At 63.1% G+C, this 20474-nt stretch carries 23 protein-coding genes and 5 tRNA genes; 22 read left to right on the top strand and 6 right to left on the bottom strand.

Annotated features, from left to right (window positions below):
* Positions 1-2: 2 nt before the first annotated feature.
* From LDZ23_RS08410 to iscX, 10 genes are all read left to right on the top strand, one after another.
* Positions 3-1223: a DUF3734 domain-containing protein gene (locus LDZ23_RS08410; protein ID WP_051996637.1), complete on the top strand. Its 1221-nt coding sequence runs from the start codon at positions 3-5 to the stop codon at positions 1221-1223.
* A 121-nt stretch (positions 1224-1344) separates the two neighbouring features.
* The gene (locus LDZ23_RS08405) at positions 1345-1827 is read left to right on the top strand and encodes a low molecular weight protein-tyrosine-phosphatase (RefSeq protein ID WP_244807396.1); all 483 of its coding nucleotides are present in this window, start codon (positions 1345-1347) and stop codon (positions 1825-1827) included.
* Between the two features lie 131 nt (positions 1828-1958).
* Complete coding sequence (gene iscR, locus LDZ23_RS08400) at positions 1959-2486, top strand: Fe-S cluster assembly transcriptional regulator IscR (RefSeq protein ID WP_008349204.1); 528 nt, start codon at positions 1959-1961, stop codon at positions 2484-2486.
* Between the two features lie 84 nt (positions 2487-2570).
* Entirely contained in the window at positions 2571-3794 is a 1224-nt protein-coding gene (locus LDZ23_RS08395) for an IscS subfamily cysteine desulfurase (protein WP_008349205.1), read from the top strand.
* A 48-nt stretch (positions 3795-3842) separates the two neighbouring features.
* On the top strand, positions 3843-4271 hold the full coding sequence (iscU, locus tag LDZ23_RS08390) for a Fe-S cluster assembly scaffold IscU (RefSeq protein WP_008349206.1): 429 nt from the start codon (positions 3843-3845) through the stop codon (positions 4269-4271).
* Positions 4272-4321: 50 nt separating this feature from the next.
* A complete protein-coding gene (iscA, locus tag LDZ23_RS08385) occupies positions 4322-4645 on the top strand; it encodes an iron-sulfur cluster assembly protein IscA (RefSeq protein WP_008349207.1) in 324 nt (107 codons plus the stop codon).
* A gap of 83 nt (positions 4646-4728) precedes the next feature.
* Positions 4729-5256 carry a Fe-S protein assembly co-chaperone HscB gene (gene hscB / locus LDZ23_RS08380; RefSeq protein WP_008349209.1) on the top strand — a complete coding sequence of 176 codons (528 nt, stop codon included), beginning with the start codon at positions 4729-4731 and terminating at the stop codon, positions 5254-5256.
* 37 nt (positions 5257-5293) lie between these two features.
* Positions 5294-7159 (top strand): Fe-S protein assembly chaperone HscA, encoded by a 1866-nt coding sequence (gene hscA / locus LDZ23_RS08375; RefSeq protein ID WP_034473214.1) that lies wholly within the window; start codon positions 5294-5296, stop codon positions 7157-7159.
* Positions 7160-7186: 27 nt separating this feature from the next.
* Positions 7187-7528 (top strand): ISC system 2Fe-2S type ferredoxin, encoded by a 342-nt coding sequence (gene fdx / locus LDZ23_RS08370; RefSeq protein WP_008349211.1) that lies wholly within the window; start codon positions 7187-7189, stop codon positions 7526-7528.
* 14 nt (positions 7529-7542) lie between these two features.
* Entirely contained in the window at positions 7543-7740 is a 198-nt protein-coding gene (gene iscX, locus LDZ23_RS08365) for a Fe-S cluster assembly protein IscX (protein ID WP_008349212.1), read from the top strand.
* A gap of 93 nt (positions 7741-7833) precedes the next feature.
* Here iscX and LDZ23_RS08360 read toward each other — a convergent pair whose 3' ends face one another.
* Positions 7834-8808 carry a patatin-like phospholipase family protein gene (locus LDZ23_RS08360; RefSeq protein WP_250439922.1) on the bottom strand — a complete coding sequence of 325 codons (975 nt, stop codon included), beginning with the start codon at positions 8806-8808 and terminating at the stop codon, positions 7834-7836.
* Positions 8809-8966: 158 nt separating this feature from the next.
* On the opposite strand from LDZ23_RS08360, the gene gltX reads away from it, so the two are divergent.
* The 7 genes from gltX (at position 8967) to LDZ23_RS08325 (ending at position 11908) form a co-directional block, all read left to right on the top strand.
* Positions 8967-10376 carry a glutamate--tRNA ligase gene (gene gltX / locus LDZ23_RS08355; protein ID WP_244807395.1) on the top strand — a complete coding sequence of 470 codons (1410 nt, stop codon included), beginning with the start codon at positions 8967-8969 and terminating at the stop codon, positions 10374-10376.
* A gap of 135 nt (positions 10377-10511) precedes the next feature.
* A tRNA-Ala gene (locus LDZ23_RS08350) sits at positions 10512-10587 on the top strand.
* 164 nt (positions 10588-10751) lie between these two features.
* Positions 10752-10827, top strand: a tRNA-Glu gene (locus LDZ23_RS08345).
* Positions 10828-10897: 70 nt separating this feature from the next.
* Positions 10898-10974: transfer RNA gene (locus LDZ23_RS08340), tRNA-Asp, on the top strand.
* A gap of 72 nt (positions 10975-11046) precedes the next feature.
* Positions 11047-11122, top strand: a tRNA-Glu gene (locus LDZ23_RS08335).
* A gap of 69 nt (positions 11123-11191) precedes the next feature.
* Positions 11192-11268: transfer RNA gene (locus LDZ23_RS08330), tRNA-Asp, on the top strand.
* 175 nt (positions 11269-11443) lie between these two features.
* A complete protein-coding gene (locus LDZ23_RS08325; RefSeq protein ID WP_008349215.1) occupies positions 11444-11908 on the top strand; it encodes a GNAT family N-acetyltransferase in 465 nt (154 codons plus the stop codon).
* 18 nt (positions 11909-11926) lie between these two features.
* Here the strand turns inward: LDZ23_RS08325 and LDZ23_RS08320 are convergent, their stop codons facing one another.
* Positions 11927-12760, bottom strand: coding sequence for an AraC family transcriptional regulator (locus tag LDZ23_RS08320; RefSeq protein WP_008349217.1), 834 nt, complete (start codon positions 12758-12760; stop codon positions 11927-11929).
* A gap of 150 nt (positions 12761-12910) precedes the next feature.
* Here LDZ23_RS08320 and LDZ23_RS08315 point away from each other — a divergent pair, with 150 nt between their 5' ends.
* Positions 12911-13327 carry a gamma-glutamylcyclotransferase family protein gene (locus LDZ23_RS08315; RefSeq protein WP_034473211.1) on the top strand — a complete coding sequence of 139 codons (417 nt, stop codon included), beginning with the start codon at positions 12911-12913 and terminating at the stop codon, positions 13325-13327.
* A 100-nt stretch (positions 13328-13427) separates the two neighbouring features.
* Here LDZ23_RS08315 and LDZ23_RS08310 read toward each other — a convergent pair whose 3' ends face one another.
* On the bottom strand, positions 13428-13670 hold the full coding sequence (locus LDZ23_RS08310) for a hypothetical protein (protein WP_008349220.1): 243 nt from the start codon (positions 13668-13670) through the stop codon (positions 13428-13430).
* Positions 13671-13939: 269 nt separating this feature from the next.
* The gene (locus LDZ23_RS08305; RefSeq protein ID WP_235366243.1) at positions 13940-14575 is read right to left on the bottom strand and encodes a YdcF family protein; all 636 of its coding nucleotides are present in this window, start codon (positions 14573-14575) and stop codon (positions 13940-13942) included.
* Positions 14576-14928: 353 nt separating this feature from the next.
* On the opposite strand from LDZ23_RS08305, the gene LDZ23_RS08300 reads away from it, so the two are divergent.
* The gene (locus tag LDZ23_RS08300) at positions 14929-15240 is read left to right on the top strand and encodes a hypothetical protein (RefSeq protein ID WP_008349222.1); all 312 of its coding nucleotides are present in this window, start codon (positions 14929-14931) and stop codon (positions 15238-15240) included.
* Between the two features lie 248 nt (positions 15241-15488).
* Here the strand turns inward: LDZ23_RS08300 and LDZ23_RS08295 are convergent, their stop codons facing one another.
* Together LDZ23_RS08295 and LDZ23_RS08290 are read right to left on the bottom strand one after the other, a co-directional pair.
* Positions 15489-15746 (bottom strand): hypothetical protein, encoded by a 258-nt coding sequence (locus LDZ23_RS08295; RefSeq protein WP_008349223.1) that lies wholly within the window; start codon positions 15744-15746, stop codon positions 15489-15491.
* Positions 15747-15994: 248 nt separating this feature from the next.
* Positions 15995-16396 carry a transposase gene (locus tag LDZ23_RS08290; protein WP_008349224.1) on the bottom strand — a complete coding sequence of 134 codons (402 nt, stop codon included), beginning with the start codon at positions 16394-16396 and terminating at the stop codon, positions 15995-15997.
* Between the two features lie 425 nt (positions 16397-16821).
* Between LDZ23_RS08290 and LDZ23_RS08285 the strand changes: the two genes are divergently transcribed.
* The 3 genes from LDZ23_RS08285 to scpB all read left to right on the top strand — a co-directional run bounded on the left by LDZ23_RS08285 (position 16822) and on the right by scpB (position 20344).
* A complete protein-coding gene (locus tag LDZ23_RS08285; RefSeq protein WP_008349225.1) occupies positions 16822-17724 on the top strand; it encodes a LysR family transcriptional regulator in 903 nt (300 codons plus the stop codon).
* A gap of 72 nt (positions 17725-17796) precedes the next feature.
* Positions 17797-19032: a pyridoxal phosphate-dependent aminotransferase gene (locus LDZ23_RS08280; protein ID WP_008349226.1), complete on the top strand. Its 1236-nt coding sequence runs from the start codon at positions 17797-17799 to the stop codon at positions 19030-19032.
* 352 nt (positions 19033-19384) lie between these two features.
* Positions 19385-20344: an SMC-Scp complex subunit ScpB gene (gene scpB, locus LDZ23_RS35110; protein ID WP_008349227.1), complete on the top strand. Its 960-nt coding sequence runs from the start codon at positions 19385-19387 to the stop codon at positions 20342-20344.
* The last annotated feature ends 130 nt before the right edge of the window (positions 20345-20474 follow it).

Below are 20474 nucleotides of genomic sequence, written 5' to 3'. Positions count from 1 at the left end.
GGATGTCGGAAATCGAGAACGAAGAAGTCATAGGACGGGAAGGCGCGCGGACTCGGGCGTCCGCCGGGCAGCAAACCCGCGTGCACCTGCCGCCCTACGAGACGATCGCGCTCATGCTCCAGGGCGGGGGCGCGCTCGGCGCCTATCAGGCGGGCGTCTATCAAGGGTTGCACGAGGCGGACATCCATCCGAACTGGATCGCCGGCATCTCGATCGGCGCGCTTAACACGGCGATCATCGCGGGCAACGCGCCCGAGCATCGCGTGACGCGTCTGCTTGAATTCTGGGAGACGATCTGCCGGCCCGCGTTCGGTTTCCCGTTGCCCGCGTTCCTCGAGCGCGCGCTATTCGATTCCGCCGACGAAATTCGCAAGGCGTTCACCGCGATGCAGGCTTTCGGTGCGATCGTCGAAGGGCAGAAGGGATTTTTCATCCCGCGCTTTCCGCCGCCGTCGCCGATCGCGTCGAGCTCGCCGCAGACCGCGAGCTATTACGACACCACGCCGCTCAAGGCCACGCTCGAGCGGCTTTGCGATTTCGACCGCATCAATTCCGGCGAAACGCGCGTGTCGGTAGGCGCGGTGAACGTCGCGACCGGCAACTTCGCGTATTTCGACAACACGCAGATCCGCTTGCGCGCCGAGCATTTCATTGCCTCGGGCGCCTTGCCGCCGGGCTTCGCCGCAGTCGAGATCGACGGCCAGTTCTATTGGGACGGCGGTCTCATGTCGAACACGCCGCTCTACGAAATCGCGCAGGCGACGCCGCGCCGCGACACGCTCGCCTTCCAGGTCGATCTGTGGAGCGCGCGCGGGCCGGTGCCCGACAGCATCGTCGACGTGATGGGGCGCGTGAAGGACGTGCAGTATTCGAGCCGCACGCGTCTCGTCACGGATCAGATGCAGCGCGCGCAGCGCTACCGTAACGTGTTGCAGCACGTTCTCGATCTCGTGCCCGAAGACGTCCGCGAGGGCGACGAATGGTGCAGGCTCGCCGCCGAACTGGCATGTTCGAAGCGTTACAACATCATCCACCTGATATACCGGCAAAAAGAGTACGAGGGGCATTTCAAGGACTACCAGTTCGGCTTTTCGACAATGCGCGAACACTGGGAAAGCGGTCTCTCCGATATGCGCCGCACGCTTGCGCATCGCGACTGGCTCGACATGCCCAACGGCGAGTCGCGCTTCATCACGCATGACATCCATCGGGACGAGCGATGAAAGCGTTGCGCAAGATGGAATGAGCCGTGTGGGCGAGAATTTGTGCCCCTTTGTATAATTCGGGACGCATTCCGGTGCTGTTTCTATCGACGCCGGACATCACGACTTTTCCCCGCTTTAGATGAACTCGATCGCGGTCTGCTTCGTCTGTCTCGGCAATATCTGCCGCTCGCCCAGCGCGGAAGCGGTGATGCGCGACCTCGTCGAGCGCGCGAAACTGGCTGAGCGCATCGTGATCGATTCGGCGGGCACCGGCGACTGGCACATCGGCGAGCCACCGGACGAACGCGCGCAAAAGGCAGCGAAGAAGCGCGGCTACGATCTGTCGAAGTTGCGCGGCCGTCAGGTCGCCGCGGCCGATTTCGCGCGCTTCGATCTGTTCATCGTCATGGACGACGCCAACGCCGCCGCCTTGGCGGAAGTCTGCCCGTCCGACCACCGCGACAAGATTCGCCTGCTGATGGAGTTCGCGACGCGCGACGACAGCCGCGTGGTGGTCGATCCCTATTTCGGTGGCGAAGAGGGCTTCGAAAAAGTGCTCGACCAATGCGAGGACGCATGTGAAGGCTTGCTGAAAGCCTTACGCGCTCAGTTGACTGCCTGAGCGGCGGCGCGGCCGCGCGATCCGAAAAAAACGCGTTAAAAGACTACTTATCTCGCCCCGGATACTTGACTAAAAACGTGGGCTATTTATACTTGACGAAAACCATCGAGTATTAGCGTTAGCCCCCAATTATGAGACTCACCACGAAAGGCCGTTTCGCCGTCACGGCGATGATCGACCTGGCGCTGCGCCAGGAGCAGGGCCCGGTGACGCTGGCAGGCATCAGTCAGCGCCAGCGCATCTCGCTTTCCTACCTCGAACAGCTCTTCGGCAAGCTGCGGCGGCATGAGATCGTCGAATCGGTTCGCGGACCGGGCGGCGGCTACAACCTCGCGCGCCGCGCGGAGAACGTCACGGTTGCCGACATCATCATCGCGGTCGACGAGCCGATCGACGCCACACAGTGCGGCGGCAAGGGCACGTGCGAAGGCACGAAGCAGCACGACGGCCACTGCATGACGCACGAGCTCTGGGCGACACTGAACCAGAAGATGGTCGAGTATCTCGATTCCGTCTCGTTGAAGGATCTGGTCGACCAGCAGCGTGCGCGCGAAGGTTCGTCGGCGGTGCTGCGCGACCGGCGCGCGGAATCGGCTGGCGTCGAGGCCGCGCGTGTCGTGCCCAAGGGGCCGAATTCCATTTTCAATCTGGCCGGATGACATAACCGCCGCGCCGGCGCGAGCCGCGCGCGCAGACGAAAGCGTCCCAGCCAAGAGCTTTGACCGATTTTCCCGGAGCGACTGATGAACAACGATATTCCCCACCTGCCCATTTACATGGACTACAGCGCGACGACCCCCGTCGATCCGCGCGTGGTGGACAAGATGATTCCGTATCTTCGCGAGCAGTTCGGCAATCCGGCCTCGCGCAGCCACCAGTACGGCTGGGATGCGGAGCGTGCGGTCGAGGAAGCGCGCGAGAACGTCGCGGCGCTCGTGAATTGCGATCCGCGCGAGATCATCTGGACGTCGGGTGCGACGGAATCGGACAACCTCGCCATCAAGGGCGCGGCGCACTTCTACAAGAGCAAGGGCAAGCACATCATCACCGTGAAGACCGAGCACAAGGCCGTGCTCGACACCACGCGTGAGCTGGAGCGCGAAGGCTACGAAGTCACGTATCTCGACGTGAAGGACGACGGTCTCATCGATCTGGAAAAGTTCAAGGCGGCGATCCGTCCGGACACGATCCTCGTCTCCGTGATGAGCGTGAACAACGAAATCGGCGTGATTCAGGACATCGAGGCGATCGGCGAGATCACGCGCGAGAAGGGCATCATTTTCCACGTCGATGCGGCGCAAGCCACCGGCAAGATCGAAATCGATCTGCAAAAGCTGAAGGTCGATCTGATGTCGTTTTCGGCTCACAAGACGTACGGTCCGAAGGGCATCGGCGCGCTGTACGTGCGTCGCAAGCCGCGCGTGCGCATCGAAGCGCAGATGCACGGCGGCGGTCACGAGCGCGGCATGCGTTCGGGCACGCTCGCGACGCATCAGATCGTCGGCATGGGCGAAGCGTTCCGCATCGCGCGTGAGGAAATGGCGACGGAGAACGAGCGCATCCGCATGCTGCGCGACCGTCTGCTGAAGGGGCTGCAGGACATCGAAGAGGTGTACGTCAACGGCGACATGGAACGCCGCGTGCCGCACAACCTCAACATCAGCTTCAACTTCGTCGAAGGCGAATCGCTGATCATGGCGGTGAAGGACGTCGCGGTGTCGTCGGGTTCGGCGTGCACGTCGGCGTCGCTCGAGCCCTCTTATGTGCTGCGCGCGCTCGGCCGTAACGACGAACTCGCGCACAGCTCGATCCGCTTCACGGTCGGCCGCTTCACCACCGAGCAGGACGTCGACTATGTGATCAACCTGCTGAAGAACAAGATCGCGAAACTGCGCGATCTGTCGCCGCTCTGGGAAATGCACAAGGACGGCATCGACATCTCGACCATCCAGTGGGCTGCGCACTAAGCGACCACTGAGCGCCACGCGACACCGAATATTAGGAGAGTTTGAATCATGGCTTATAGCGACAAGGTTCTGGACCACTACGAAAACCCGCGTAACGTCGGCTCGTTTTCGAAGGACGACGACACCGTCGGCACCGGCATGGTCGGCGCGCCGGCGTGCGGCGACGTGATGAAGCTGCAGATCCGCGTGGGCGCGGATGGCGTGATCGAGGACGCGAAGTTCAAGACCTACGGCTGCGGCTCGGCGATCGCATCGAGCTCGCTCGTCACCGAATGGGTGAAGGGCAAGACGCTGGATCAGGCGCTCACCATCAAGAACACGCAGATCGCCGAAGAACTGGCGCTGCCGCCGGTGAAGATCCACTGCTCGATCCTCGCGGAAGACGCGATCAAGGCGGCGGTTGCGGACTACAAGCAGCGTCATGGCGTCGCGGCGCCGGAAGCGGCAGCGGCGGAATCGAAGCAGGCAGCGGCGTAATTGTGACGACGGGCGTCCGGGGCGGCGCCCCGAAGAGAGAAGCGAAGACTATGGCAATCACGTTGACGGATAAAGCGGCACAACACGTACAGAAGTATCTGACGCGGCGCGGCAAGGGCGTCGGCTTGCGGCTGGGCGTGCGGACGACGGGCTGTTCGGGCCTCGCGTACAAGCTCGAGTATGTCGACGAGCTCGCACCGGAAGACACCGTGTTCGAGTCGTCGGGCGTGAAGATCGTGATCGATCCGAAGAGTCTTCCGTATCTCGACGGCACCGAGCTGGACTTCGCCCGCGAAGGCCTGAACGAAGGCTTCAAGTTCAACAATCCGAACGCGAAGGACGAATGCGGCTGCGGCGAATCGTTCCGCGTCTGACGGGAATGACGCCGGCGGTATCGGCAAAAGAGGCGGCGCGTGCCGCCTTTTTCATTCGCGCACACTGAATTCACAGACATAGCATGGCCACGCTCACCGACAGTCACTTCGATCTCTTCGATCTGCCGCAGACCTTCGCCGTCGACCAGCAGAAGCTCGACGACGCTTATCGCACCGTGCAGGCGCAAGTGCATCCGGACCGTTTCGCCGCGGCCGGCGATGCGCAGAAGCGTCTCGCGATGCAGTGGGCCACGCACGCGAACGAGGCGTATCAGACGCTGCGCGATCCGCTGAAGCGCGCGCGCTATATGCTCGCGCAGCGCGGCATCGACGTCGGCGCGGAGAACAACACCGCGATGGAGCCGGCGTTCCTGATGCAGCAGATGGAATGGCGCGAAAATATCGAGGATGCGGCGAACGCGAAGAACATCGGTGCGCTCGAAGCGCTGCTCGACGAACTGCGCGACGAAGAGCGCATGCGCTTCACCAAGCTCGAGGCGCTGATCGACAGCAAGTCGGATCAGGCGGCGGGCGAGGCCGTGCGTCAGTTGATGTTCATCGAACGCGTGGCGCATGAAATCGGCGCGCAGATCGAACGGCTCGAACACTAAAGGCAAACGCGCCGCATACAACCCCATAAGACCAACGATGGCTTTACTGCAAATCTCAGAACCCGGCATGGCGCCGGCGCCGCATCAAAGGCGCGTGGCGGTCGGCATCGATCTCGGCACGACGAACTCGCTCGTCGCGGCCGTGCGCAGCAGCGTGCCCGAAGCGCTGCCCGACGAGGACGGCCACGTGCTGCTGCCGTCGGTCGTGCGCTATCTGGAGAAGGGCGGACGGCGCATCGGCCGCGCCGCGAAGGAAGAAGCGGTCATCGATCCGCGCAATACGATCGTCTCGGTCAAGCGTTTCATGGGCCGCGGCAAGAGCGAGGTCGAGGGCGCGGAGAACGCGCCGTACGATTTCATCGACGCGCCGGGCATGGTGCAGATTCGCACCGTCGACGGCGTGAAAAGCCCGGTCGAAGTATCGGCGGAAATTCTCGCGACGCTGCGTTATCGCGCGGAAGACACGCTCGGCGAGGATCTCGTCGGCGCGGTGATCACGGTGCCCGCCTATTTCGACGAAGCCCAGCGTCAGGCGACGAAGGACGCGGCGAAGCTCGCCGGCCTGAACGTGCTGCGCCTGCTCAACGAGCCGACCGCAGCCGCGATCGCTTACGGTCTCGATAACGGCGCGGAAGGCCTCTACGCCGTCTACGACCTCGGCGGCGGCACATTCGATCTGTCGATTCTCAAGCTCACGAAAGGCGTCTTCGAAGTGCTCGCGGCGGGCGGCGATTCCGCGCTCGGCGGCGACGATTTCGATCACGCGCTGTATCGGCACGTCTTGACGGCGGCGGGCGTGTCGGTCGATGCGCCGGAAGACGTGCGCCTGCTGCTCGATCTCGTTCGCAACGCGAAGGAAGCGCTGTCGTCGACGAACGAAACGCGCGTCCAGGCGACGCTCTCGACCGGCCAGCAGATCGATGTCGCCGTGACCGAAGCGGAGTTCGCCGCGCTGACCGAGGCGCTCGTCGCGCGCACGCTCACGCCGACGAAAAAGGCGCTGCGCGATGCGAAGGTCGCCGCGAAGGACATCAAGGGCGTCGTACTGGTTGGCGGCGCCACGCGCATGCCGGTGATCCGCCGCGCGGTCGAAACGTTCTTCGGCCAGCCGCCGCTCATCAATCTCGATCCAGATCAGGTCGTCGCGCTGGGCGCTGCGATTCAGGCCGATCTGCTCGCGGGCAACCGTCGCGGCGAAGGCGACGACTGGCTGCTGCTCGACGTGATTCCGCTGTCGCTCGGCGTCGAAACGATGGGCGGCCTCACCGAGAAAATCATCCCACGCAATTCGACGATCCCGACCGCGCGCGCACAGGATTTCACGACCTTCAAGGACGGCCAGACCGCGATGGCGATCCACGTCGTTCAGGGCGAGCGCGAACTCGTGTCCGATTGCCGGTCGCTCGCGCGCTTCGAGTTGCGCGGCATTCCGCCGATGGCGGCGGGCGCGGCGCGCATTCGTGTGACCTATCAGGTCGACGCGGACGGTCTCTTGTCCGTGTTCGCGCGCGAGCAGATGTCGGGCGTGGAGGCGTCGGTGGTCGTGAAGCCGTCGTACGGACTCGCCGACGACGAAGTCGCCCGCATGCTCGAAGAGAGCTTCAAGACCGCCGAGACGGACATGCGCGCGCGTGCGTTGCGCGAGGCGCAGGTGGAAGCGGAGCGTCTCATCGAAGCGACGCACGTTGCGCTCGAAACCGACGGCGAACTGCTCGACGACGATGAACGCGCGCAAATCGTCGCGCTCGTGACCGAACTGGCGGCGCTCGCGAACGGCGATTCGGTCGAGAAGATCGAAGATGCGACGAAGACGCTCGCCACCGGCACCGATGAATTCGCCGCGCGCCGCATGAACAAGAGCATCCGCCGCGCGCTCGCGGGCCGCAAGCTCGACGACGTCTAAATCATCCTATTCGAGAAATTACGAAACATGCCTCAAATCGTTGTGCTGCCTCACGTGGAGCTTTGCCCGGACGGCGCGGTGATCGACGCCGACATCGGCAAGAGCATCTGCGACAATCTGCTGGATCACGGCATCGAGATCGAGCACGCCTGCGAGAAATCGTGCGCGTGCACGACGTGCCACGTCATCATTCGCGAGGGCTTCAACGCGCTCGAGCCGTCCGAGGAAGACGAGGACGATCTGCTCGATAAAGCGTGGGGTCTCGAACCGACATCGCGGTTATCATGTCAGGCAATGGTGCCTGCCGACGAGGATCTGGTGGTCGAGATCCCGCGGTACTCCATCAATCACGCCAAAGAAAATCACTGACAGGAGGCTCGCCCATGAAGTGGACAGATACCCAGGAGATCGCGATGGCACTCACCGACGCGCATCAGGATGTCGATCCCCAATATGTGCGTTTCACTGACCTGCATCGCTGGATCACCGAACTCGACGGTTTCGACGACGATCCCGAAAAGTCCAACGAGAAGATTCTCGAGGCAATCCAGGCGGCCTGGATCGAGGACGCGGACTACTGACCGGTTCTAATTCGCCATGACGGCGGCTTCGTGAGAAGCCGCCGTTTTGTTTTGCGGGCATTCTTTTGCGCCGATGCTTCGCATTGCAGAAGTTCAGACCTTCGCGCCGCGCTCCGCGAGCTGTCGCTGCAACGTCGGCCACATCTTGGCGACGGCTTCCTCGCCCGCGAGAATCGATGCATTGCGCTGGCTGAAATCGCTGCTGCTCATCGCGTTGAGGTTGGGGCGAACGACCGCGTTCGCGTATTTGTCGAGCTCGTAGGCCTTGATGGTCTGGCCCATGATCGTGAAGGTCTGCATCAGCACGTCGAACGAGCTCGATGTCAGCCCGCTTTCCGGCCGCGCCGAAATATCGACGGCGATCACGAAATCCGCGCCCATCTTGTGCGCGAACGCCGCTGGCACCGGACTCACGAGCCCGCCGTCGACATACTCGCGATCGCCGATCTTCACCGGCTCGAAAATCGACGGCACGCTGCACGACGCCCGCACAGCGACGCCCGTGTTGCCGCGCTGAAAGAGAATCGGCTGGCCGCTCTTCAGATCCGTGGCGACGATGCCGAGCGGCTTCGCCATCTTTTCGATCGGACGGTTGTCGAGCGTCCTGTTCAGGTAGTTCTGCAGCGCGACGCCTTGCAGGATGCCGCGCGCGCGAAAGGGCATCGCCCAGTCGCTGATCGAGGCTTCGTCCATCGTGAGGGCGAGCTTGTTGATCGCGATGCCGCTCATCCCCGATGCGTACAGCGCCGCGATGACCGAGCCGGCGCTCGTGCCCGCGACGAGATCCACGCGCACGTTGCGCGCCTCGAGCGCCTTGATCACGCCGATATGCGCGAAGCCGCGCGCGGCGCCGCCGCCGAGCGCGAGCCCGATACGCATCGGTTGTTGCGGTTCTGCCTTCGGCGGCGCCGGCGGCGTGACGATCGCCGTTTCGCCTGAATTGCCGCCGCTCGTGGTAGTGCAGGCGGCGAGAACGGACGACGCGGCCGCGAGCGAAAACGCGCGGCGCGAAAGACGGGGTGACGATGAACTCAAAGTGTGCTCCAGCGGTGCGGCGGGTTCCGGCAGGCCCGTCGATGCGGGCGTTCGGGGAGATCTTGAAAAGCGCGCACATCATAAAACAAAAGGCGCGCGGACCGGCGCGAAGCGGGCGGCGAGTATAATTTCGTCTCATTTTGCGCGGCATTTCAGCGCCTGGCGCACTGCCATTCATCGAGTAAACAGCAATGACCACCCAAGTCCGCACACGCTTCGCTCCGAGTCCGACCGGCTTCATCCATCTCGGCAACATCCGCTCCGCGCTCTATCCGTGGGCGTTCGCGCGCAAGATGAAGGGCACTTTCGTGCTGCGCATCGAGGACACCGATCTCGAGCGCTCCACCGATGCGTCGGTCGATGCGATTCTCGAAGGCATGGCGTGGCTCGGGCTCGATTTCGACGAAGGCCCGTTCTATCAGATGCAGCGCATGGACCGTTATCGCGAGGTCATCGCGCAGATGATGGAAAAGGGGCTCGCGTATCACTGCTACATGTCGACGGAAGAGCTCGACGCGCTGCGCGAGCGTCAGCGCGCCGCGGGCGAGAAGCCGCGCTACGACGGTACGTGGCGCCCCGAGCCGGGCAAGGTGCTGCCGCCGGTTCCGGAAGGCGTGAAGCCTGTCGTGCGCTTTCGCAATCCGCTCTCGGGCACGGTCGCATGGGACGACGCGGTGAAAGGCCACATCGAAATTTCGAACGAGGAACTCGACGACCTCGTGATCGCGCGCCCCGACGGCACGCCGACGTATAACTTCTGCGTGGTCGTCGACGATCTCGACATGAAGATCACGCATGTGATTCGCGGCGACGATCACGTCAACAACACGCCGCGCCAGATCAACATTCTGCGCGCGCTCGGCGGCGAGGTGCCGGTGTACGCGCATCTGCCGACCGTGCTGAACGAGCAGGGCGAGAAGATGAGCAAGCGCCACGGCGCGATGAGCGTGACGGGCTATCGCGACAACGGCTATCTGCCGGAAGCGGTGGTCAACTATCTGGCGCGCCTAGGCTGGTCGCATGGCGATGCGGAGATTTTCTCGCGCGAGCAGTTCGTCGAATGGTTCGATCTCGAGCATCTCGGTAAGTCGCCCGCGCAGTACGACCACGACAAGCTGAACTGGCTCAACGCGCACTACATCAAGGAAGCGGACAACGCGCGTCTCGCCGAGCTGACGAAGCCGTTCCTGCTGCAGGCCGGTATCGATGCCGCGGCGATCGACGGCGGCGCGCCGCTCGATCAGGTGATCGGGCTCTTGAAGGACCGCGCATCGACGGTGAAGGAAATCGCCGATAACGCCGCCATGTTCTATCGTGAGCCGGTGATCGATGCGGACGCCTTCGCGCAGCACGTCACCGATGCGGTGCGTCCGGCTATCGCGGACCTGCGTGCGGCGCTCGCGAACGTCGAGTGGACCAAGGAAGCGATCGCGGCCGCGCTCAAGGCGACGCTCGCCGCGCACAAGCTGAAAATGCCGCAACTCGCGATGCCGGTGCGCCTGCTGGTCGCGGGCACGACCCACACGCCGTCGATCGATGCCGTCCTGATGCTCTTCGGACGCGATGTCGTGTTGGCGCGTCTGGAAAAGGCGGCGGGTTGAGATCCACGCAATGGATCGCGGGGCGTGATCCATTGCGCGCATCGGCGTCTGTCGAGGCAAAAAGTTTCAATGAAGTCGTCAGAGGGTATTTACAACTTCGAAAACGCCCTATACAATCTCGTTTCTGTTCTGCAAGGGGGTATAGCTCAGCTGGGAGAGCGCTTGCATGGCATGCAAGAGGTCAGCGGTTCGATCCCGCTTACCTCCACCAAGAACAGCAGAAAGCAGTTGAAGTAGTGCGAAGCTTGTTCTCCGGAAACGGAAGTCGCAAAAAATACTTCACAAGTAACACGAAGTTGTATAGAATTTCGGTCTTCGCTGATCGGCGGCAAGTAGATCAGCGGAGCAGTAGTAAAGACAGAATCACAAGTTTCTGTCCCCTTCGTCTAGAGGCCTAGGACATCACCCTTTCACGGTGAGTACAGGGGTTCGAATCCCCTAGGGGACGCCAGAACATCGGCGGCTGCTAGTAGAAAGCGCTGCAAGTTCGCAGGTGACACTGTGAACGGATGAAAAGAAGTGGAGCGGTAGTTCAGTTGGTTAGAATACCGGCCTGTCACGCCGGGGGTCGCGGGTTCGAGCCCCGTCCGCTCCGCCAACACTTGCGAGCAGAAACACTCCGGCTAATGAGAGCCGGTTTTTTTTCGCCGCAGGGTGTGCAGAAGTTGAAGTCCCCTTCGTCTAGAGGCCTAGGACATCACCCTTTCACGGTGAGTACAGGGGTTCGAATCCCCTAGGGGACGCCAGAACATCGGCGGCTGCTAGTCAAAAGCGCTGCAAGTTCACAAGTGACACTGTGAACGATGAAAAGAAGTGGAGCGGTAGTTCAGTTGGTTAGAATACCGGCCTGTCACGCCGGGGGTCGCGGGTTCGAGCCCCGTCCGCTCCGCCAAGCTGTTTTAAGGAAATCCAGCCTTCGGGCTGGATTTTTTTTGCCCGCTTTCCGCCGCTCGCCATATCCGATTCCCTTTCGTACGCGTTCCCTGCGCATTCGACCGTGATAATGGCCATTGCCAGCCCGCGCACACTGTCTTAGTGTTTAGGCACCTGTTTCTCGTGCCCGTGCGATGCTCGACCCGACCGAAGACCTCTCGCTCTATCAACTGCGCCAGGCGAACATGGCGGACTTCGCCTTCGCCGAAGCGCTCACGCACGACAACATGGTGGGCTACTATCGGCGTCACAATCTCGTGTGGCGCGGCGATCTTTTCCTTTCCAGCTGGCGCGAGTCCGAAAATTTCATCCTGCAGGCGGATGGCGTTCCCATTGGCGTCATGCGTGTCACCGAGGAAGACAATTCGCTGCATATTCGCGACGTGCAGATCGCGAAGGGCTATCGTGGACACGGCGCCGGGACCTTTCTGCTTAACACGGCGCATCGATGGGCGAGGGCGCGCGGGCTCGCCGAATGTCAGTTGCGCGTGTTCGTCGATAACCCCGCGGCGCGTCTTTACATTCGGCTCGGATACCGGCCGGCCGGACCGCGGCTCGCGCAGCTCGGCGCAATCCGGCACATGGTGCGGCGCGTCTGAAGAAAGCGCGCACACGCGCTAAGAGCCGTCGATGTCGCGCTCGTCGCGGCCATCGCGGGCGAAAAATGCGCGCGGGCTTTCGCCGAACGCACGGCGAAACATCGCGGAGAATGCGCTCTGGCTCTGATAGCCCAGTTCACGCGCAACTTGCGCGAGCGGACGGCCCTGGCTGAGCAGCGGAATGGCGCGCGCAAGAACGGCCTGCTGACGCCACTGGGAAAAACTCACGCCGAGTTCGCGTCTGAAAAGCCGCGCGATGGTGCGCGAACTCGCGCCGGCCTCCGATGACCACCGCTCCAGATCGGAATGCGACGGATCGGCGAGCACGGCGTTGCACAGGGCGCGCAGGCGCTTCTCGTTCGGCATCGGCACGGAGAGCGGCAGCGGCTGCGAGCGGATGATTTCATCGAGCGCGAGCGTGCCCAGCAGTCGCTCGCGCTGACGCGAAATCGGTTCTTCATCGAGCGCCGCGATGACTTCGCGCAAAAGCGGCGACACCTCGACGACCCGACACGCGCCGAGACCCGCCGGCACGACGCTCGCGTCGACGTAAAGCGTCCGCAGATAAGCGTCCTCGACGATCACGACCTCGTGCGTGACATTGGGCGGCACCCAGATCGCGCGCGAAGGCGGCACCATCCAAGTCGAATCCGCTGTCGCGACACGCAAGACCCCGCGCGACGTATAGGCGACCTGCGCCCACGGATGCGTATGCAGCGCGATCCGCACGCCGTAAGGAACGGGCCGCGAGCGCACGCGAATCGGATGATCGAGCGTCGGCGAATGCTCGACGGGAATGTCGAGATGCTCGACTTCTTCGCCCGACGAGTTCGATTCGACAAACGTGGCCATGTTCGCTCGAGTTGATGGTGGCAGGCGGCCGGATTCATCGACCGCCACGCGCCGATGGTAGCCGAAAGCGCTCGCCCCGGCGCACCGCGAATATTGCCCGGCGCATAATGCCCGTCGTCACCTTTTGCGACAACAGGAGCGTTTTTCCCAATGCAATACGTTTTTGTCTACGGCACGCTGCGCGCGGGCGAGGCCAACGATATCAACCACGCAGCCGCGCGAAACGGCATCGCTACGCCCGAATGGATCGGTGCCGCCCACGTTCGGGGTCAGCTTTTCGACTTCGGCAACTATCCTGGTCTCGTGATCGATGAGAAGGGCGCGCCGATTCGCGGCGATGTCTACCGGATCGAGGACGCGCTCGTGCCCGTGCTCGACGAGATCGAACATGTGTATCCGGGCGTGGAAGGCTTATTCCGCTCGCATCGCCTGCATGTGGAGGTGGAAATCGAGGGGAGAAAGGATCGGGTCGATTGCCTGATCTATCCCGTCGGGGCTGCGTCCGCTGCCGGGCTGCCGTGCATCGAAGGCGGCGACTGGGTGACGCATCGCGCCGAACGCGCCTGAATGCGCGAAGCAGGGAAACTGATTTTGCTCGCGCCGCGGTGAGCCGATGCGTCGACTCACCGCGGCGTGAATGGCCCCGCGCCTTGCAGCGGGAACCGGCTTACTGGCTCGGGGCCGCCGGCTTGCTGTGCGATTTCTTGTGATGCATCGACTTGTGCGAAGAAGGCGTCTGCTCGGTCATCTTTTGGCTTTCCTGACGCGACTGCAGAGCCTGCGCGCGCGACTCGACATCAGCGATTTTGGCGGGATCGGTGCTCATGGTCACGCCTTGATCGCTCTGGGCATACGCGGCCGATGCGACCGCGCTGAGGGACAACAGAACAGCCAGGGACACTTTCTTCATTGTTACCTCCGAGTGGCAGTTGGAACCTGGGAATCGTCTGTCCGATCCGTTGGAACGACACTTGTGTCTGAGCAAAAATCGCTCCCGCTGTGCGGGAAGTCAGCCGCTAACCTCGCGCGTCTGACGATCAGACAACCTGAATCATAAGCCTTGAATCGGGCAAGGGTGTGTCGTGCGTCTGTCCGAAAAGCGGACGCGCATGATCGAGCACAAGCGTCGAATTATTTTCCAGTGCTTATCAATGCGCTTCGCTCCCGAATCACGAGGCGCTAATAGAGATGCAGCCAGCGATACACGTCGAAGCGCGCGAGCCCGACGAGTTCGTGCATCGCGAGCTCGCTGTTCGTGAAGCCCCGCACACGGGGAAAGAACGTCGGGCGAGTGGGCCATACATCCGACACATACGGCACCGGCGCATAGCCGAAAGCCTCGAAAGCACGCAACGCGCGGCGCATGTGATACGCGGATGTGACGACGATCAAACGGTTGTCATGTGCGTGGCCGAGAATACCGGCCACGTTTCGCGCGTTCTGGTAAGTATTGAGGCTTTGATTCTCGCGCACGAGGTCGTCCGCAGCGACGCCTTGCGCAAGCACGTATGGCGCGTAATTGTCGGCTTCGGCCTGCCCGTGATGTTCCGGATCGCCGCCGCTCAGAATCACCTTGCACGACGCGCCGGTTTCGCGGCATTCGCGATACAGCGTTGCCACGGCGTCGATGCGCCGCACCGCGTTGGACTTCGGAACGAGCCCCGCTTCGCTGCGATGCGTGCCGCCGCCCATCAGCACGATCGTCGTCTTCGGTGCGAACGAAGGCACGTCCGTGTGACGATAGCCGTGCTGGGCGAGATCGAGCAAAGGCGTTGCGAACCATCCCGCGCCGATCGCCCATGCGAGCGCCGCCACGATGATCGCAATCTGGATGCGGCGGCGTCGCCATAGTGCGAATAACGCAAAAAAAAGCAGCAATAAAGTGAATAGAACCAATTTGATTGGGGTAACGTATTGGTTTAAGGGCAATTCGTTCCGTCATCGCGTGCTTCGGAACGCATCGGCGGATGTCGCAGCAGAGCGCGTGATTAGCGCGCTGTCAACGGGGGCTTGAATAGAAAGCAGCACCTAACGCAAGCGGTGGCCAAACATTCGGCTGCGAGTCGTTCGTCGCAATCGGAATTCGGCGCGCCGCGTCTAGTCGACGTCGCGGACCGTCTTGCGACCGTCACGAGCGTCGTCATGGCTGCACAGGAAGAAACAACGAGATGACCACGTATTCCAACGAAGTTGTACTCGAAGCACTTCGCCGAGCGCAGTATCGTCAGGTTCCTTGGGCGAAACGCCCCAACGTTTTCGATCTCTTGCGCGCGCTCGGTTTGCTCGAACTCGCCCGGCAGCGCACCGTGGCGCCCGCGCCCGGATTTCACGCACCGGTCGATATCGCGGTCGTGACCGAACGCGGCAAGCACGAATTCACGCGTCTTTCGCGCGACGAACGTGGCAGCGACTGGGACTTGCGCCGCATGGAACCTTATACGTTCGGTGGTCAGGAAGCGGTCCTGGAGGCGCGAGTCTAGCACTGCCGGACACGTCGGCAGCGAGGCCGGCAGCGGTCGACAGTCGACGCATGGGTCGAGGGAGCGTTGTCGTCGGATGAAAGAGCCGACAATCTGCCTGCAGCCAACGGCAATACCCCAAAAAAGTGCCCGTATCGCGAACGACACGGGCATACCGGATCTCACTGTCGCCATGCTGTGCTCATGGCACGAGGTGTGACTGCCGCGCGCCGGAGTGGTTCCGTCAAACGCGCATCGTTCAGACGAACTCAATGATGTTGTGAACGCGCATCGCGTTCGGTATCGGGACGCGCGCGCACGTTGCTCGCGATATCGCCGCGCAGGTCGCCGCGTGGCGCGGGCGGCGTCGCATCGCGATTGCGGCCGGCATTCTGCGGCGCGGCCATCGAAGCCTTCGTGCTGACGTGAAAGTCGGATGCGGGAGGTGGCGGCTGCGCCTGGCTCATCGCCGCAGTGCTCGTCAGCGCGACGAAGGCGCCATGAGCGAGCAGAGTCGATGCCTTCATGGTGAAATCCTCGAAGCCTTCGTGGGGCTTGTTCGATTAATCACCAAGCTATGCTGCGATCCGCCGGGGCGCTGTAAGGAATCGTAAAGAGTTGTTTCGTCGACGACGCAGTGCGCGCGACTGTGCTACGACATCCGAATGCGGCAACGCAAAGAGGAGAAAGATCCGCGCAGGCCGCGGCCCGCGCGAGGGGTGAGATGTCTGGGTGAAGCCAGCGAGCGCCGGCTTCGGTCGATGCAAAGAACCGTTCAGGCCATCTTGGCCGGAGCGCGCCACGATTCCGGGTTCGTCCAGAACGCGCCACGCAGGCGATCGCGGCTCGGCGGCGCGGGCGGTTTGGCGGCGCTGGAACCGATGCGTCCGCGCAGCGACACTTCACGGCCGTTGCTGGACAGGCGCTTCACGATCTCGGCCAGCGTGCCGTCTGCCTGCCACTCGTCGAAGCGGCGGCGGCAGGTCGGCGGGGACGGGTAGCGTCCGGGCAGCTTCGACCAGCCTTCGCCCGTCGACAGCACCCACAAAACCGCGTTGACCACGGCCCGCGCTTCGACGCGCGGACGGCCGCGCCGTTCGCTGCGCGCCGGCTCGGAACAGAACAACGCCTCAACCAGCGCCCACTCGTTATCTCTCAAATCGTCGAACAGCACCATATCTCACCTCAGCGAAGCTAACCCCGGTGCGCTGCCCCGCGCCGCGCACTCTGGTCGGAATCCGATGAACGAATACCTGGAAAGGCTAGAGCGATTGCGGCGGACGATGTTCGATGTAACCGCGAATGGCTCCAACCTCTGTGCGCAATGAAATGCGAGAACCGTGCCATGCATGTTGCTAAATCCGGGAAACCCGCATGGCAGTAGGCTGACGCGATGCCAGCATGGCCCGTATCAGACCCGAAACACACTGATTAAGAAATCGGGACAATCACCAATCAAGTGCAATAGGCCCATCCGCCGTGCGTCGTGAGGATTTGCTGCACCGCAGCGAAACGCGCGTTCGGGCATGAGTTCAGACCAATGCTCGCTATAATTCGTGCATGAATTGTGGATATTGATGAGCATTCTGAATGAACGCGCCATTGAACGTGACGTTGCGGCAACTGCGCGTCTTTATCGAAGTATCGAGGCTGCGCAGCTTCAGCCGCGCAGGCGATGAAATCGGCCTCACGCAGTCGGCGGTCAGCCGGTGCGTGCGCGAGCTGGAAGGGGAAATTGGTCTCAAGCTGATCGACCGGACGACGCGCGAAGTTCAGCTGACCGATGTCGGCGTGAATCTCGTCGGCACGGTGTCGCGCCTGCTGGCCGACCTGGACGAAGCGCTGCGCGAGGTGCGCGATCTCGGCCAGCAGCGCCGCGGACGCGTGATCGTCGCGGCGAGTCCGACGGTCGCCTGCCGGCTGATGCCGCGCGTGATCGCGTCGTGCTTGCGGCAGTTTCCGCTCATCACGCTGAGTCTGCGCGACGACGTCCAGTCCGATGTCCTGCGCAAGGTGAAGTCGGGCGAGGTCGATTTCGGCGTCGTGATCGGCCCGTTTTCCTCCGACGAACTCCATGGCGAACCCGTGATGACCGATTCGTTCTGTCTCGTCGCGCGGCGCGATCATCCGCTCGGGCGCGAGACGGCGGTGCCGTGGGAAGCGCTCGCGGGCGAGCGGCTCGTGATGCTCGACTACGCGTCGGGCAGCCGGCCGATCATCGATGCCGTCATGCAGGAGCACGGCGTCGAGGCGCAAGTGGTGCAGGAACTCGGACACTCGGCGACGGTGTTCGGGCTCGTGGAAGCGGGCGTCGGCGTGAGCGTGCTGCCGTGGCTCGCGCTGCCGCTGCCGGCGGATTCGTCGCTGGTCGCGTTGCCGCTCGAACCGCGCGCCGAACGGACCGTGGAGCTCGTGCGGCGGCGCGATCGCTCGCTGTCGCCCGCGGCGGAATCGGTGTGGTCGCTGATCGCCTCGCTGCCGCCGCGTGCGGAAGACCTCGGATAAGCCTCCGTTCATCGCGAAAATCACGGCGCGCGCGTTAGACTTCTTTTTTAAGACAAGACGACGGGGCGAGCGATGAGTGAATCGGAAGGCGCGGTGGTCAGCGAACTGAGTCAATTGGCGGGCGCGCACGCATCGGGTGCGCCGAATGCGCGCGACGCCGTGCGGGCGTTGAGGCCGTCGCAGATCCGCGAGGTCGCAAACGCGGGTTTCGGCGTCGCCGATGTGCTGCCGTTCTGGTTCGGCGAATCGGATCGCGTGACGCCGCAATTCATCCGCGATGCCGCAAGCCGCGCGCTTGCCGATGGCGCCACGTTCTACACGCACAATCTCGGCATCGCCCCGCTGCGCGAATCGCTCAGCCGCTACGTGAGCGCGCTGCACGGCGCGACGACGCCGGCGCACATCGCCGTGACGAGCGCCGGCGTGAACGCGCTGATGCTCGCGGCGCAACTCGTGGTCGGTGCGGGCGATCGCGTCGTCGCCGTGACGCCGCTATGGCCGAATCTCGTCGAGATTCCGAAAATCCTCGGCGCGAGCGTCGATACCGTTTCGCTGACTTACGGCCCGCGTGGCTGGACGCTCGATCTCGACCGCCTGCTCGCGGCGCTCACGCCCAACACGCGCATGCTGATGATCAACTCGCCGAACAACCCGACCGGCTGGACGATGACGCGCGATCAGCAGCGCGCCGTGCTCGCGCATTGCCGCCGTCACGGAATCTGGATCGTCGCGGACGAAGTCTACGAACGCCTGTACTACGGCGATGACGCTCGCGTCGCGCCGTCCTTTCTCGATCTCGCCGCGCGCGACGAGCGCGTGATCGCGGTGAATTCGTTTTCGAAGGCGTGGCTGATGACCGGCTGGCGCCTCGGCTGGCTCGTCGCCCCGACGCAACTGATGGACGATCTCGGCAAGCTGGTCGAGTACAACACGTCGTGCGCGCCGTCGTTCGTGCAGCAGGCGGGCGTCGTCGCGGTGGAAGAGGGCGAGCGCTTTACTCAGGCGCTCGTCGCGGATCTGCGTGCAAGCCGCGATCATCTCGTGCGGGCGCTTCAGGCGATCGAGGGCGTCGACGTGCGCACGCCCGACGGCGCGATGTACCTGTTTTTCTCGCTACCGGGCGCGCAAAACAGCCTCGAACTGTGCAAATCGCTGGTGCGCGAAGCCCGTCTCGGACTTGCGCCGGGCAGCGCGTTCGGCCCGGAAGGCGAAGGCTTCGTGCGCTGGTGCTACGCGTGCGATCCCGCACGGCTGGACGCGGGCGTCGAACGCCTGCAGCGATTCCTGACGGCGCGCGGCGTCGCCTGAGCCGTGCCGATCGACGTCGGCCGCGCACGACCGGCGTCGAGTGAGTCCGGGCGCCGATCAATCGATCACCTTTACGCGCCGGTTGTTTTTGCGTAATATGGCGCTCAGTCACGCGCTTTCGCCTAGGAAAGCGCCACCTCGTCCGGCTGGATGGCCCGGCGTTCGCTCACCGATCGCCCTTTACGCCTCTCCCCGGTGCGTGCTCCCAATCAATATGACCGATTACAATCGGGCGAGCGCGTCTTGAAACTCCGCGTCCAGCTTTATCGTTCGCACCATTTTGGTGGCGTTCGGTCCTGCGCAAGCTCGATTTGAATTGAATCATTGACCATATAGGGTTGACCCAAGCTGCATGAATACCCAAGAGGCGAAGATCGTCCTCGAGACTGCTTTGATTTGCGCGCAGGAACCGCTGAGGCTGAATGAATTGCGCAAGCTGTTCGCCGACGACATTTCGGCGGATACCGTTCGCACGTTGCTCGAAGCGCTCAAGGCCGACTGGTCGGGACGCGGCGTGGAACTGGTCGCGCTTGCCTCGGGCTGGCGTTTTCAGAGCAAGCCCGCGATGCGGGCCTATCTCGACAGGCTGCACCCGGAAAAGCCGCCCAAGTATTCGCGGGCCGTACTCGAAACGCTGGCGATCATTGCCTATCGGCAACCAGTGACGCGGGGCGATATCGAAGAGATCCGCGGCGTGACGGTGAACACGCAGGTCGTGAAGCAACTGGAGGACCGTGGCTGGATCGAGGTGATCGGTCATCGCGACGTGCCGGGCCGCCCGGCACTGTACGCGACGACCAAGCAGTTTCTCGACGATCTCGGCCTGACCGCGCTCGACGAGTTGCCCGCGCTGGACAATCCGTCGGCGCAGCTCGAAGCATCGCTGCTCGCGCAGCATTCGATCGAATTTCCCGACAGCATCGCCGGGAATGCGCCGCCGGCGGGCATCGAGCCGCCGGCCACGCCACAAGCGTCGAATGACGGGGAACCTGACGCCCCGGCGCAGGTCTTCGCCGTTGAAGCGCTGGAATCGGCGGAATCCGCCGAGCCCGACGCTTCGGCCGATGAGCGCGCGGCCGCCGGGCCGGCGGAGCAAGAACAGACAGAAGAACAGCAGGAAAGACTCGGAACGGAACGTGCGGATGCGCTGGACGAGCGCGCCGCGTCGACAGCCGGGATTCACGCACAGCCTTTGGGCACCGCGCACGATGCGCCCGTTCCGATGCCGCGTGAAGACGAAAGAGATGCGAGTCCATCGAACGAAGCCGAACTGGACGACGACTCCGAAGAACCGAAGGCGCGCCGCGCCTGACGCAATTTGCATGGCCCCTGATCTGGCAATCCGGCTCTCCATAAAGATTATTTCGAGACGACCAGCCGGACCGGTCAGCGGATTTTTTGACGCGCCCGCGACGGGCGCGCGATTCGACATTTGAGGTTGT

Source organism: Caballeronia zhejiangensis, from assembly GCF_022879815.1.
GTDB lineage: Bacteria > Pseudomonadota > Gammaproteobacteria > Burkholderiales > Burkholderiaceae > Caballeronia > Caballeronia zhejiangensis.
The sequence above is the reverse complement of the archived record's forward strand: the minus strand, read 5'-3'. Positions and strand labels throughout refer to the sequence as shown.

Excerpts from the sequence above, each read along its gene's own strand:
- LDZ23_RS08325 (WP_008349215.1), top strand. The coding sequence starts at position 11,444 with ATGCTCGACCCGACCGAAGACCTCTCGCTCTATCAACTGCGCCAGGCG.
- LDZ23_RS08320 (WP_008349217.1), bottom strand. The coding sequence starts at position 12,760 with ATGGCCACGTTTGTCGAATCGAACTCGTCGGGCGAAGAAGTCGAGCAT.
- LDZ23_RS08295 (WP_008349223.1), bottom strand. The coding sequence starts at position 15,746 with ATGAAGGCATCGACTCTGCTCGCTCATGGCGCCTTCGTCGCGCTGACG.
- hscB (WP_008349209.1), top strand. The coding sequence starts at position 4,729 with ATGGCCACGCTCACCGACAGTCACTTCGATCTCTTCGATCTGCCGCAG.
- fdx (WP_008349211.1), top strand. The coding sequence starts at position 7,187 with ATGCCTCAAATCGTTGTGCTGCCTCACGTGGAGCTTTGCCCGGACGGC.
- iscU (WP_008349206.1), top strand. The coding sequence starts at position 3,843 with ATGGCTTATAGCGACAAGGTTCTGGACCACTACGAAAACCCGCGTAAC.
- LDZ23_RS08310 (WP_008349220.1), bottom strand. The coding sequence starts at position 13,670 with ATGAAGAAAGTGTCCCTGGCTGTTCTGTTGTCCCTCAGCGCGGTCGCA.
- iscA (WP_008349207.1), top strand. The coding sequence starts at position 4,322 with ATGGCAATCACGTTGACGGATAAAGCGGCACAACACGTACAGAAGTAT.
- LDZ23_RS08300 (WP_008349222.1), top strand. The coding sequence starts at position 14,929 with ATGACCACGTATTCCAACGAAGTTGTACTCGAAGCACTTCGCCGAGCG.
- LDZ23_RS08410 (WP_051996637.1), top strand. The coding sequence starts at position 3 with ATGTCGGAAATCGAGAACGAAGAAGTCATAGGACGGGAAGGCGCGCGG.
- gltX (WP_244807395.1), top strand. The coding sequence starts at position 8,967 with ATGACCACCCAAGTCCGCACACGCTTCGCTCCGAGTCCGACCGGCTTC.
- hscA (WP_034473214.1), top strand. The coding sequence starts at position 5,294 with ATGGCTTTACTGCAAATCTCAGAACCCGGCATGGCGCCGGCGCCGCAT.
- LDZ23_RS08280 (WP_008349226.1), top strand. The coding sequence starts at position 17,797 with ATGAGTGAATCGGAAGGCGCGGTGGTCAGCGAACTGAGTCAATTGGCG.
- LDZ23_RS08315 (WP_034473211.1), top strand. The coding sequence starts at position 12,911 with ATGCAATACGTTTTTGTCTACGGCACGCTGCGCGCGGGCGAGGCCAAC.
- LDZ23_RS08405 (WP_244807396.1), top strand. The coding sequence starts at position 1,345 with ATGAACTCGATCGCGGTCTGCTTCGTCTGTCTCGGCAATATCTGCCGC.
- LDZ23_RS08395 (WP_008349205.1), top strand. The coding sequence starts at position 2,571 with ATGAACAACGATATTCCCCACCTGCCCATTTACATGGACTACAGCGCG.
- iscR (WP_008349204.1), top strand. The coding sequence starts at position 1,959 with ATGAGACTCACCACGAAAGGCCGTTTCGCCGTCACGGCGATGATCGAC.
- LDZ23_RS08290 (WP_008349224.1), bottom strand. The coding sequence starts at position 16,396 with ATGGTGCTGTTCGACGATTTGAGAGATAACGAGTGGGCGCTGGTTGAG.
- iscX (WP_008349212.1), top strand. The coding sequence starts at position 7,543 with ATGAAGTGGACAGATACCCAGGAGATCGCGATGGCACTCACCGACGCG.
- scpB (WP_008349227.1), top strand. The coding sequence starts at position 19,385 with ATGAATACCCAAGAGGCGAAGATCGTCCTCGAGACTGCTTTGATTTGC.